Raw genomic sequence first — 13,086 nt, 5'->3', positions numbered from 1 at the left:
GACTGGTGGTATAGGACAGATCGCGGGTCAGCTCGCCTATCGCATCGACGGCCTGGGCCGGTGCCACTCGTGGTGTACGAGCTTTGAGGGAAGGCAGCCAGATGACCAGCAAGGCCAGCGGCAGGCAGAGGTATATCGGCAAACCGGCGAACGCCAGGCCCAGCAGTACCAGCACCAGGGCAGTGCTCTGCAAAAATGGCGTCAGCCAGCGGGGGAGCGCGCGCGTCACCGTGTGCGGCGGCACTGATGCGCCCATCAGAGATCCGTCTCCAGCCATCGTCGTTACCCCGCTGCTTGTCGTTATTGTTTCTGCATTAAACGCCACTATCGAGCCATTATCCATGGGCCTTTAGTGGGAGAACCTGCAGTAGATCAATAACCAGGGTGTAACGGATATTTCTCGGGGGAGCCGACGGGACGGCCCCCCGCTCACCGCATCAGGCTTGACGCTGGTGCTTGTCGATCTGCTCGTGGCGCTCTTGCGCTTCGATGCAGTACTTGGTGGTCGGGCTGATCAGCAGGCGCTTGAGGCCGATAGGCTCGCCGCTGTCATCACACCAGCCGAAGGAGTCTTCCTTGATACGCTCAAGGGCGCGCTCAAGTTGCGGCAGCATGCGCTGGTCGCGGTCGATGGCGTTTACCAGCCAGGTGCGCTCTTCTTCAACGGAAGCGGCGTCAGCCGGGTCGGCCGGGGTGTCCAGGCTTTCAATGGCGATGCGGTTCTGTTCAATGCGCGCGTGGTGTTCCACTTTCATGTCTTGCAGCATCTGCTCGAAAAAAGCGTGCTGTTCGGCATTCATGTAGTCATCTGCCGGCATGGCCAGCAACTTTTCCTTTGTCATTGATTTCTCTATAAAAAATACGTGCATTAAGGCGAATAAGGGAGCGTTCCGGTCGACCTCTTCAGGTCTCGGAAGGGCGCCATCCATTCCAAGCGCCACCCGGCACTCAATTTACGAGGGGCGGCAGTCTAAGGCCGACTTGAGAGCGCAGCAACTGAAAAGACAGGCAATTTTTCCGAGATAACCCCCAGAAGCATCAGGACGGGCTCGGAGAATGGTCATCGGAGTGCGTTTATAGCAGGAAAGTTCGTGAAACAGCTATAAGCCGCAAGCTGCAAGCGACAAGCTGTAAAGCTCGGCTTGCCGCTTGTGGCTCATGACTTGCGGCTGCGCGTCAGCGCTTGAGCTTGCGCTTGTTGCGGTATTGGTCGATGACGACCGCCACCACGATGATCAGGCCCTTGATGATGTCCTGGATATACGCATCCACGCCCACAAAGGTAAACCCGCTGGCCATCACGCCGAGGATCAGTGCGCCGATCACCGTACCGGTAATGCGCCCTACCCCGCCCGTCAGGCTGGTGCCGCCGATCACAGCGGCGGCAATCGCATCCAGCTCGTAGGACATACCCATGCCGGCCTGGCCGGAGGCGGCGCGTGCCGAGGCCACCACACCGGCCAGCCCGGCAAGCAGACCGGCAATGCTGTAGACAATGATCAGATGACGCTTGACGTTGATACCCGAGGTACGCGCCGCCTGCATGTTGCCGCCGATGGCATAGGTGTACTTGCCATATTTGGTATAGCGCAGGGCAATATGGAAGATCACCGCGACCACCAGGAAGATGATCACCGGCATGGCGCCATGGCCGATTGCGGTGTACGAATCCGACAGCATGCTCACCGGCTGGCCTTCCGTGTAGTAACGCGCCAGGCCACGGGCCGAAACCATCATGCCCAGGGTGGCAATGAACGGCGGGATACCGGTGACGGCGATGATACTGCCGTTGATCGCCCCCGCCAGCAGCCCCACGCCCAGCCCCATCGCCACCGGAATCCAGACCGGCAGATCCGTCAGGCTGGGAAACACTGCCCGGGAAAAATCGGACGTCTGCGCCAGGCTGGCGGCAATCATCGCCGACAGTGCCAACACCGAGCCCGAGGACAAATCAATACCGGTGGTGATGATCACCTGGGTCACGCCAATCGCCAGCAGACCGATGATCGACACCTGCAGGATCATCAGCACCAGGCGCTGGGAGTTCATCAGGAAACTCTGGTCGCGCACGATCCAGCCAAACAGTTCGAACACCAACCCGATGCCGATCAGCACCAGCAAAATGCTCAGCTCGGTGGGCAGGCGTCGACGGTTCTTGGCCGGGGCCGTGGCCGGTTTGTTTTCTGTTATCGCATTCATAGCCAATCACCTTCTTATGCTTGCGTCAGTGGACTGCCGTCATACCGGAAGCCAGCTGCATGACTTTTTCCTGGGTCGCATCCGCACGGTCCAGGGTGCCCATCAGTTCGCCTTCGTGCATCACCATCACCCGGTCGCTCATGCCCAGCACTTCGGGCAGTTCCGAGGAAATCATGATCACCGCCATGCCTTCGCTGGCGAGGAAGGCGATCAAGCGATAGATCTCCGCCTTGGCGCCTACATCGATGCCGCGAGTGGGCTCATCGAGAATCAGCAGCCTTGGGTGGGTCATCAGCCAACGCGCCAACAGGGCCTTCTGCTGGTTGCCGCCGGACAAGGTGTCGATGCACTGCTCAAGGGAGGGGGTTTTCACCCGCAGCTTCTTGCACATGTCTTCGCACAGCGCCCGCAGGGCCTTCTGCTGGATAAAGCCATTACCCGAATAATGCGGCAGCACCGCCATTTCCATGTTTTCCAGCACCGACAGGCACGGAAACAGACCGCTGAGCTTGCGGTCTTCGGTCAGCAGCGCGAAGCCTTTTTCAATTGCCATGTGCGGGTCCGTGATGCGGACCGCCTTGCCATCAAGGGTGATCTGCCCGCCGTCGCTTGGGGTAATACCGAAAAGGGTCTCTGCGACGTTGGTGCGTCCCGAGCCCATCAGCCCGGCAATACCGAGGATTTCACCGGCGTGCAGGTCGAACGAGACATTCTTGAATACGCCGTCCAGCCTCAGGTCGCGTACCGAGAGCAACAATTCGCCGATCGGTGTCTCCCGCACCGGGAACAACTGGCTCAATTCACGGCCGACCATCATCGAGATCAGGCTGTCGCTGTTCATGCTGTCGGCACGTTGCAAACCGATGTACTGGCCGTCACGGAACACCGCCACTTCATCGGCGATGGCGAACACTTCGTTCATTTTGTGCGTGATATAGACAATGCCTTTACCCTGGGACTTGAGGTCGGCAATGATCGAAAACAGGTGCGCGACTTCCTTGTCGGTAATCGCCGAGGTCGGTTCGTCCATGATCAGGATGTCAGAGTCGTAGGACACCGCCTTGGCGATCTCGACCATCTGCCGTTCGGCGATGCTCAGGTTGCCCACCTGTTCCTCGGGGTCCAGGTTGATGCGCAAGCGCGCCAGCAACTGCGCCGTGCAGCGGTGCATTTCGCGGTGGTTGACCATGTGCAGGCTGTTGAGCTGCTCGCGCCCGATCCAGATATTCTCGGCGATGCTCATGTGCGGCATCAGGTTGAGCTCCTGGTGGATCATCGCGATCCCGGCCTTCTGCGCCGCCAGGGGCGTTTCGAACTTGACCGGCTTGCCCCGCAGGCGAATCTGGCCGGCGTCCGGCTGATAGATCCCGGCGATGATTTTCATCAGCGTCGACTTACCCGCACCGTTCTCCCCCATCAGCGCCAGCACCGTACCTGGGCGCACACGCAGTTGCACATCGGCCAGAGCCACGACACCGGGAAAGCCTTTGCTGACGTTGACGATCTCCAACAGGTAGGGTTCTTGCGGTTCGACAGGCTGGATACCCGGAGGCTGCGAAGCAGTCGCTTGAGCGAGCATAGAAAAGTACTCCATCTGCAGGACGGCCGAGACCGCCCTGCCGGCTTATTGTTGTTATACCAGGGCTACTTGAAGTCTTTGACGTTGTCGGCGGTGATCGGCTTGAACGGGATGACAATGTTCTGTTCGATCGTTTCGCCTTTGGCCATCTTGCGTGCCGCTTCTACCGCGCCGTCCCCTTGGCCTTTGGCGTCCTGGAACACCGACATGGCCAGGTCACCCTTGGCCACCGCGTTCAAACCGTCCTGCGTACCATCGACACCCGCGATCAATACGCTCCCCGGCTTGGTCCCCACCGATTTCAAGGCCATGGCGGCGCCAATCGCCATTTCATCGTTGTTGGAAATCACCGCGTTGAACGCACGGCCCTGGGTCAGCCAGTCGCTGACCAGCGTCATGCCCCTGTCGCGCAGCCAGGCACCGGTCTGTTCCTGCTCGATCTTGATACCCGGATACTTGGCCAAAACTTCCTTGACGCCCTTGGTGCGGTTGGTGGTGGAGTTGTTCGCCAGATCGCCGAGCAGGATCACGATCGTGCCCTTGCCGCCCAATTTTTCGGCGATGTACTGCATCTGCATGCGGCCGGCCTCTTCATCATTCGACGTCACGGCCGCGACCCCTTTGGGCAGATCCTTCTGATCCGGCCGACGGTTGACGTAGACCAACGGGATGCCGGCTTCGGTTGCCTCCTTGCTGATTCTTGCCGTGGAGGCGGTGTCGACCGGGTTGACGATAATGGCGTCGACTTTCTGGCTGATGAAGTTCTCGACCTGGCTCAGTTGCTTGACCACGTCGGCGCGCGCGTCTTCGAATTGCAGCTGCACACCATCGCCCTTGGGATAGGAACTGGCCTGCTTGAGCATGTTGTCGCGCACACTGGTCAGGTAGGTGTCATCGAACTGCGACATGCTTACGCCGATCTTGAGATCGGCGGCCGCGGCAACGCCGCTGGTCAGCAGGATGGACAGGGCCAGCGCGGTAAAACGGATCGGGGTCTTCATGAACGGTCTGTCTCCACATTTTTTTGTTGGTTTTTTGGACGTTGCGTTGATCAGAGCTCGGCGGGCAGTCGGACCACCGGTGCGCCGGGAATGCAGCACACCAGCGCGCCCTGGTTTTCGACGCACAGCACATTCAGGAAAGAGAAGTAAAACGGACGGGGGCGGGGCAGACCGCGTGACGCAAAGGCGGGGCGTAAAACTCGCAGTACAGCGTTGAAGATTTTCATCTGACGGTACCTGGTTGTTTTTGATCTTGTTTTTGTTGAGCCGTGCGAATCGGGTTCGAACGTACTTTTTTGCAACCTGGAAAAGACTTTATTGGAAAATAATTTCTATATCAATATGTTTTGGAATTTTATTCCATTTTTGTTGAAACCACCTGCTGGCGCTCGGCGCTCAGGCGTGCGGCGTCCAATATACGGGTGGTTTCCAGCGCGTCACAGGCCTCCACCGGCAGCGGGCCCTGGCCTTGCACGGCGCGCTGCAACTGACGATAGAACTCGGTCCAGCAGCCTTTCTCCGACGGCACGCGCTCGCGTTCCGGCCCCTGCTCGAACCAACCCCAGCGCCGGTGCTCTTCAGCGCCCCAATGCTCACCTTCGGTTTTCGGTGACTTGCCGGCCATCAAGGCTTCTTCCTGGCCGTCCAGCCCGTCCACGGTGTAACACCCTCCGGTACCACTCACCCGAAAGCGCGGCGCCTGGCTGTTTTGCAGCGCACTGCCCCATAAATGGGAAATCACGCCATTGGCGTGGGTCAGGCTGACAAAAAACCCGTGGTCGAGGCTGGGGTAGTCGCGGCTGAACTGCAGCTGTGCGAACACCCGGTCCACCGGGCCGAACAGTTGCAGCGCCTGGTCCACCAAGTGGCTGCCCAGGTCCCGCAGCCAGCCACCGCCACTGGCATTGCCCACCGCTTGCGGGCTGTAGCGTTCGACCCGGGATTCAAACCGGGTGATCTCGCCCAGGGCACCGGCGTCGATGAGCTTGCGCAGGGTCAGGTAGTCCGAATCCCATCGCCGGTTCTGATAGACGCTTAACAGCGAGCCCTGGCGTTCGGCGGCGGTAATCAACGCCTGGGCCTGCTCGGCATTGGCCGCGAAGGGTTTGTCGCTGACCACCGCGACACCGTGTTCGATGGCCTCCAGTACCAGCGCCGGGCGCCCCTTGAGCGTGGTCGAAATGACCAGCGCGTCGACACCCGCCTCGACGATCTGGCCGATGTTGTCAAACGCCTTCACCCCGGGATGGTCGCTGTTCAATTGCTGCCGACGTTCCGCTGAGCGTGTCACCACCCCGACAAAGGTGGCCCCCGGCAGTGTGGCAATCAGCGGCGCATGAAAAAATCGCCCGCCGTGGCCGTAGCCGACTAGTCCAATTCGCATGCTTCAACTCCTTCTTGAACGGCCAACCCAATCCATATGTGGGAGGGGGCTTGCTCCCGATGGACTGCGTAGCAGGCTCATTTTTTGAGGCCGCTGCGCGGCCTATTGGGAGCAAGCCCCCTCCCACAGGTTCGCTCAGCCGTAGAAGTGCGGGCGCTCAGGGAGACTGACTTTCACAATCTGCTCACTGCCCTGCGCCTCGATACAGGCGTCCGCCGCCACCGCCGCCGCAAACCCATCCCACGCGGAAGGCCCGCCCACCTGGCCTGCGCGCACGCCATCGATGAAGGCTTGCAGCTCCACGTCGTAGGCCGCGATAAACCGGTCTTTCCAATCCATCAGAATCGCATTCGACAGTTTCGCCTCACTACGCAATTGCACCTGGGACGGCTCCGGCAGTTTGGCGATGCCGGTCTCCCCCACCACTTCGCACTGGATGTCATAGCCGTATTGGCAGTTCACGAACACTTCCACATCGATGCGCGTGCCCTTGGCGGTTTCCAGCAGCACGATCTGCGGGTCGCGCAGGTGGGCCAACGCCTTGCTCGACTTGCGTGGGAACACCACTTGCACCGAGACGTAATCGTCGTTGAGCAACCAGCGCAGTACATCCAGCTCATGGATCAACGTGTCGGTGATCGCCATGTCGGTCTTGTAGTTCTCGCCGACCTTCGGGTTGCGGTGCGCGCAGTGCAACATCAGGGGCTCGCCGATCCGGCCGCTGTCGATCACGGCCTTGAGGGCGCGATAGCCTTCGTCATACGGGCGCATGAAACCGACCTGCACCAGGCGCTTGCCGTATGCCACTTCTGCGTCAACAATCCTGCGGCAGCCCGCGGCCGTCACTGCCAGGGGTTTCTCGCAGAACACCGGCTTGCCGGCGGCGATGGCCGCCAGCACGAACGCTTCGTGGCTCGGCCCCCAGGACGTCACCAGCACCGCCTCGACCTGGGGTGAGGCGATCAGCGCATGGCCGTCTGGGTACACCTCGGCGTCCAGCTTCAAGTCCGCCACCACCTGGGCGGCTTGCGCAAGATTGATATCGGTGACTGCCACCACCTGGCTGTTGAGCAGGGTCTGGCTGCAACGCCGGATATGGTCCCGGCCGATGGCACCCGTACCGATCACTCCAAGCTTCAACGACATAGATTCATTCCTCTTGTTATTAGTACTGCCGGGCCTTGGCCAGCTGTTCATTGAGTTTTTTCGCCGCCGCATTCGTGCGCTCACTGGTGGAAACCTGCGCCACGCCCACCCGCCACCACGACAGGTAGCCATGCACCATGGTCTTGGGCAGTACCTTGATGTCGATCAGCGTCGAGACGGTCTGCGTGCGCGCATCGGCCAAGGCCGCCTCCAGTTGCTCCAGCGTGCTGACCTTGTAAGTCTTGCAGCCATATGCCGCCGCACTCATGGCGAAATCCACCGGCACCAACCCACCATCGAGCTTGCCGCTCTCGGGGTTACGAAAGCGAAATTCCGTGCCGAAGCTGTCCATGCCATTGCCGAGTTGCAGGTTGTTGATGCAGCCGAAGGCCATGTTGTCGAACAGCACCACGTTGATTTTGCGCCGCTCCTGAATCGAGGTGGCGAGCTCCGAATGCAGCATCATGTAGGAACCGTCGCCCACCAGTGCATAGACCTCCCGGCTTGGCTCGGCCAGCTTCGCGCCCAGGGCCGCATTGATCTCGTAGCCCATGCACGAATAGCCGTACTCGACGTGGTAAGTGTTGACGCCCTTGCTGCGCCAGGCGCGCTGCAAGTCGCCGGGCAGGCTGCCGGCGGCGGCGACGATGATCGCGTCGTCGGCCAGGGTCTGGTTCAACACGCCGAGCACGCGGCTCTGGGTCAGGCAGGAGCCGGTCAGCTCGATAAATTCACGCAGCACCGCACGGTCCAGGCGGTCATCGACCTCAGGCACGAAGTCGTCGCCCTGATATTCCACCTGGTGCACACGGTCTACCTCGGCGTCGAACAGTGCCTTGGCCTCTTGGATCTGCTCGCCCCAACCGGCGCGATAATCCCCCAGCGCATCGGCCAGCGCGTCAAGGGCGACTTGCGCATCCGCCAGCACTTGCACGCCATCGAGTTTCAACGCGTCGCAGGGGCTGATATTGAGGTTGAGGAACGTCACCTCGGCATGTTTGAACAGCGACTTTGACGAGGTGGTGAAGTCGGTGTAACGGGTGCCGACGCCAATGATCAGGTCCGCTTGCGGCGCCAGCAGGTTGGCCGCCAAGCAACCGGTTTCCCCCAGGCCACCGACGTTCAGCGGATGGCTGGAGATCACGGCGCTCTTGCCGGCCTGGGTTTCGGCGAAGGGAATATCAAAACGTTCGGCAAAGGCTTGCAGCGCAGCATTCGCGCCGGAGTAACGCACCCCGCCACCGCAGATGATCAGCGGCTTGCGCTTGCCCCGGAACGCCGCCACGGCATCCTCGATCATCGCCGTGGTGGCCGGGCGACGCTCGAGGCGATGCACGCGCTTTTGCAGGAAATAATCGGGATAGTCCCAGGCTTCGCACTGCACGTCCTGGGGTAGGGCCAGGGTGACCGCGCCGGTTTCGGCCGGGTCGGTGAGCACGCGCATGGCGTGAATGGCCGCCGTCATCAATTGCTCGGGGCGGTTGATACGGTCCCAGTACTTGCTCACGGAACGGAAGGCGTCGTTGGTGCTGATGCTCAAGTCATGGAACTGCTCGATCTGTTGCAACACCGGGTCGGGCTGGCGGCTGGCATACACATCGCCGGGCAACAGCAACAACGGGATGCGGTTGACGGTGGCCGTCGCGGCGGCGGTCAGCATATTCGCCGCACCCGGGCCCACGGACGCCGTGCATGCGTAGATCTTGCGACGCAGGTGCTGCTTGGCGAAACCGATGGCCGCGTGGGCCATGCCCTGCTCGTTGCGCCCCTGATGCACCACCAGGTCGCCGCTGTCCTGCTCCAGGGCCTGGCCCAGGCCGAGCACATTGCCGTGGCCGAAAATCGTGAATACCCCAGCGACAAACTTGCTCTGCACGCCATCGACTTCGATGTATTGGTTATCCAGGAACTTCACCAGGGCCTGGGCCATGGTCAGTCGGGTTGTGGTCATGAAGCGCCCCTTAAAGGTCCAGCAGCCAGCTGTGCTGCGGGTCGTTATGGAAATGCCAGGCACGCTTGGGGCCGGCCATCACGTTCAGGTAATAGGACTCATAGCCATACGGTACGCTGACCGGGTGATAGCCCTTGGGCACCACCACCAGGTCACTGTTTTCCACGGCCATGGCCTGGTCGATACTGCGGTCATCGGTGTAGACGCGCTGGAACACGAAGCCCTGGGGCGGGTTGATCTGGTGGTAGTAGGTTTCTTCGAGAAAGCTCTGGCGCGGCAGGTCGTCGGTGTCATGCTTGTGCGGCGGGTAGCTCGACGAATGCCCGGACGGCGTGCGCACTTCCACCACCAGCAGCGAATGCGCCGGCTCGCTGTCGGGCAGGATGTCGCAGACATAGCGGGTGTTGGCGCCCTTGCCGCGCACGCTGCGCCTGCACTGTTCGGGGCGGATCAGGCGCGGTTCGAAACCCGGTGCACCGGGCGCGGCGCAAACGGCGATTTGCACATCGCTCAACGCCGTCACCTGGGCCTCGGTGCCGGGCGGCAGGTAAGCGGCGAACGGAGACTTCTCCTCGAACACCGACTGGCGATCACCGAGGTTCTGCCAGTTGAAGCCCTCGCCCTGGATATCGACCCGGCCACTGAGCAGCACCAGGCACAGCTCGTTATCCCCGGCGCTGACCGGCAGGGTTTCGCCCAGGCTCAGGCGGTAAGCGGAAAAACCCACGTACTCCAGGCGCCCGGCTTCCAGGGCCACCATGGTTTGTCCGCGTTTGCTGCTTTTGACCAGCAAGCTCATCACTCAAACCCTCTCGTCGAGAAGTGCACGCAAGGTGTCATAACCCTTTTTGGCGTAGATATAGCTGGGCGCAACGGCCGGGTCCTGCTCGGCCTCCACCACCAGCCAACCCTGGTAGTTCGCGGCCAGCAGCACATCGAGCAATTCGGCAAAATCGATATCGCCGTCACCCGGCACCGTGAAGGTGCCGTTGACGATGCAATCGGGAAAGCTCCACATCTGGTTGCGCGCCAGTTGCACCACCGCTTTGCGTACGTCCTTGAAATGCACGTGGCAGATGCGGTCGATGTGTTTGCGCAGCACCTCGATGGGTTCGCCACCGCCCATGTAGCAATGGCCGGAGTCGAACAGCAGGCCGACTTCAGGGCCTGTGCGGCGCATCAGCTGGTCGATGTCTTCGGGAGACTCGACGTAGGCGCCCATATGGTGGTGGTAGGCCAACCGCACCCCCTGGGACAGGGTGAAACGCGCCAGTTCAGTGAGTTTGTCGGCGTATGCCTGCCAGGCTTGCTCGCTGTGCAGCCGCGGGCGCTCGATCAGGCGCACACGCGAACCCTGGATGGAGTCGGCGACTTCGCCATACACCAGCACCTTGGCGCCGTTCTGTTTGAGCAGCTCGACATGGCCGGCGATGGCTTCGATTTCTTCGGCCACCGAACGCCGCGCCAGACGGCTGGAGTACCAGCCGGAGACCAACGCCAGGTCATAGGGGCGCAACACATCGCCGACCCCTTTGGCGTCCTTGGGAAACTTGCCGTTGAGTTCAAAACCTTCGTAGCCGATGTCCTTGCCTTCGCTGAGGGCGGTGCTCAAGGGAGTCTCACCGCCCAGGGCCGGCAGGTCGTCGTTGCTCCAGGAGATCGGGTTGATGCCAATTCGGATTGCGGGCATGGCTGCACCTTTTTTATTTTTCAGGTATCGCTGAGATCTGCTTTTATGTGGGAGGGGGCTTGCTCCCGATAGCGGTGAATCAGGCAAAACTTCTATAGCTGAACCACCGCCATCGGGAGCAAGCCCCCTCCCACATTTGATTGCATTGCATATTTGGAATTGTGATCAGGTTCGGGAACTGCGCCAGGCGTTGATCAGTTGCTCGAACGTCGCCTGCACACGCTGGATCAGGGTCTCGTCATCGATCTCCCCCGCCATCCACGCCTGGCTCGGCTCCTGGAAGATCGTACGGCCCACGGCGAAACCACGGCAGGTGGTGCTGTGGCTGGCCTGCTGGAAGCCATCGGCCAGGCATTGCGCCGACGCATTCAGGCCCAGCAGCACCACGCCACGGCAGTACGGGTCGCGCTCTTGAATCAGTTCATCGAGCTTTTTCCAGTCCTCGGCCGACTGCGCCTCGATCTTCCACCACGCCGGATAGATGCCCAGGTTGTACAGGCGCTTGAGGCTGCGATACAGCACCTCCGGGTAAGGGGATGGATGATCCTTGGGCGGGATGACCTCCAGCAGCAGTTCATGGCCGCTGACCAGCGAGGCCTCGTACAGCGCCTTGAGTTGCGCTTCCTGTTCCAGGCGCAGCAGCGGCTCGTCGTCCGGATGAAATTGCACCAGGCACTTGATGATTTGCTCCTGAGGCCAGGCGATCAAGTTGCTGCCGACCGAACGCCCATGCTCGAACGCCAGGGGTCGCGAGTTCTGTACTTCCACTGGGCGCGCGATCCACCAGCCGCGACCGCTGGCGGCGTTGAGCGCATCCTGGCCAAAACGCTGGTCGGCCAGCAGGCCCACATCGGCCTCGACGCCCTGCTCGCCGAGTTTTTTCTCCACCCGTTCGATGGCCTGGATAAACAGTTGCTTGATATCGCTGATGCGCGCCGGATCCTGCCCGCCCTTTTGCGCCAGGTCGACCAACTGCCAGCGATGGTCGAACGCAAACACGAACAACGGCTTCCAGACCTTGCGCGGCACCGTGACGCGATGCAGGCGTTGCAGGGTAACGTCCTGATCCGGCCGCGTGATGGGCACCGGGCTGTTGAACAGGTAATCCAGTTCGGCAGGCGTGGGCATCGCAGGGGCACAGGCATGGCGCGACACCACCAGGCCGCCGCAGGCATTGGCCAACTGGCTGCAACGCTCATCGCTGGCATCGTTCAGCCAACCGCTGAGGAAGCCCGACATAAACGCATCGCCGGCGCCCAGCACATTGAGCACTTCCACGCGCACACCGGGGTAGATCGCCCCGTCTTCCAGTCGCGCCGGGATGGCGCCGTGGATCACCGTGCAGCCCTGCGGGCCGAGCTTGACCACCAGGGTGGCCGGGGTCAGTTCGCGCACGTTGCGCAGGGCGCTCAGCAAGTCCTCATTGCCACCGGCGATCAGGAACTCTTCTTCGGTGCCCACGATCAGGTCAAAACGCGGCAGGATTTTCTGCACGTGCTGGCTGACATTCTGGTCGGCGACAAAGCGGGTTTCACCGTCCGCCTTGCCGGCCAGGCCCCACAGCACCGGGCGGTAGTCAATGTCCAGCACGCGCTTGACGTTGTGCCTGGCGGCATAGTCCAGCGCCTGGATGCTGGCCTTGTACACACCATCGGTGGAGAAATGCGTACCGGTGATCAGCAGGGCTTTGCTGGAGGCAATAAAGGCTTCGCTGATGTCTTCGGCGCGCAGGGCCATGTCTGCGCAGTTTTCGCGGTAGAACACCAGGGGGAAGGTTTCCCGGTCCTTGAGGCCAAGCAGCACCAGGGCGGTGAGGCGTTCAGGATCGACTTTGATGCCGCTGACATCGCAGCCTTCACGGGCCAGGGATTCCACCAGGAAACGCCCCATATGGTCGTCCCCTACCCGGCTCAGCATCGCCGACTTGAGCCCCAGGCGTGCGGTGCCGAAAGCCATATTGGCGGAGGACCCGCCGAGGTACTTGGCGAAGCTGGACACGTCCTCAAGCCGCGCGCCCACTTGCTGTGCGTAGAGGTCGACGCCCAGGCGCCCGAGGCAAATCAGATCCAATTGACGCCCACTGGCAAAACGAGTCTGGCCCATGCTGGCTCCTGTTATTTTTATCAGCCTGCGTTG

Annotated in this window: 11 protein-coding genes; all 11 read right to left on the bottom strand. The window is 61.3% G+C overall.

Features of this window, described 5'->3' with window-relative positions; all coding sequences use genetic code 11:
• Positions 1 to 437 precede the first annotated feature (437 nt).
• Positions 438 to 842: a TraR/DksA C4-type zinc finger protein gene (locus DK870_RS19800; RefSeq protein WP_060757168.1), complete on the bottom strand. Its 405-nt coding sequence runs from the start codon at positions 840 to 842 to the stop codon at positions 438 to 440.
• Between the two features lie 334 nt (positions 843 to 1,176).
• Positions 1,177 to 2,199, bottom strand: coding sequence for an ABC transporter permease (locus tag DK870_RS19795; protein ID WP_060757169.1), 1,023 nt, complete (start codon positions 2,197 to 2,199; stop codon positions 1,177 to 1,179).
• Between the two features lie 25 nt (positions 2,200 to 2,224).
• Positions 2,225 to 3,778, bottom strand: a complete 1,554-nt coding sequence (locus DK870_RS19790) for a sugar ABC transporter ATP-binding protein (protein WP_060757170.1) — start codon at positions 3,776 to 3,778, stop codon at positions 2,225 to 2,227.
• A 65-nt stretch (positions 3,779 to 3,843) separates the two neighbouring features.
• Positions 3,844 to 4,779 carry a sugar ABC transporter substrate-binding protein gene (locus DK870_RS19785; protein WP_161549466.1) on the bottom strand — a complete coding sequence of 312 codons (936 nt, stop codon included), beginning with the start codon at positions 4,777 to 4,779 and terminating at the stop codon, positions 3,844 to 3,846.
• A 50-nt stretch (positions 4,780 to 4,829) separates the two neighbouring features.
• On the bottom strand, positions 4,830 to 5,006 hold the full coding sequence (locus tag DK870_RS29380; protein ID WP_162843538.1) for a hypothetical protein: 177 nt from the start codon (positions 5,004 to 5,006) through the stop codon (positions 4,830 to 4,832).
• 128 nt (positions 5,007 to 5,134) lie between these two features.
• A complete protein-coding gene (locus DK870_RS19780; RefSeq protein ID WP_161549465.1) occupies positions 5,135 to 6,163 on the bottom strand; it encodes a Gfo/Idh/MocA family oxidoreductase in 1,029 nt (342 codons plus the stop codon).
• A 135-nt stretch (positions 6,164 to 6,298) separates the two neighbouring features.
• Positions 6,299 to 7,309, bottom strand: a complete 1,011-nt coding sequence (locus tag DK870_RS19775; RefSeq protein WP_060757173.1) for a Gfo/Idh/MocA family protein — start codon at positions 7,307 to 7,309, stop codon at positions 6,299 to 6,301.
• Positions 7,310 to 7,328: 19 nt separating this feature from the next.
• On the bottom strand, positions 7,329 to 9,260 hold the full coding sequence (gene iolD / locus DK870_RS19770; protein WP_161549464.1) for a 3D-(3,5/4)-trihydroxycyclohexane-1,2-dione acylhydrolase (decyclizing): 1,932 nt from the start codon (positions 9,258 to 9,260) through the stop codon (positions 7,329 to 7,331).
• A gap of 10 nt (positions 9,261 to 9,270) precedes the next feature.
• Positions 9,271 to 10,059, bottom strand: a complete 789-nt coding sequence (gene iolB / locus DK870_RS19765; protein WP_060757175.1) for a 5-deoxy-glucuronate isomerase — start codon at positions 10,057 to 10,059, stop codon at positions 9,271 to 9,273.
• A gap of 3 nt (positions 10,060 to 10,062) precedes the next feature.
• The gene (gene iolE / locus DK870_RS19760) at positions 10,063 to 10,950 is read right to left on the bottom strand and encodes a myo-inosose-2 dehydratase (RefSeq protein ID WP_161549463.1); all 888 of its coding nucleotides are present in this window, start codon (positions 10,948 to 10,950) and stop codon (positions 10,063 to 10,065) included.
• Between the two features lie 165 nt (positions 10,951 to 11,115).
• The gene (gene iolC / locus DK870_RS19755) at positions 11,116 to 13,053 is read right to left on the bottom strand and encodes a 5-dehydro-2-deoxygluconokinase (RefSeq protein ID WP_161549462.1); all 1,938 of its coding nucleotides are present in this window, start codon (positions 13,051 to 13,053) and stop codon (positions 11,116 to 11,118) included.
• Between the last annotated feature and the right edge of the window lie 33 nt (positions 13,054 to 13,086).

Source organism: Pseudomonas sp. Q1 (assembly GCF_009935975.1).
Taxonomy (GTDB): domain Bacteria; phylum Pseudomonadota; class Gammaproteobacteria; order Pseudomonadales; family Pseudomonadaceae; genus Aquipseudomonas; species Aquipseudomonas palleroniana.
Note: the sequence above shows the minus strand (reverse complement) of the source record. Positions and strands in the feature narration are given on the sequence as shown.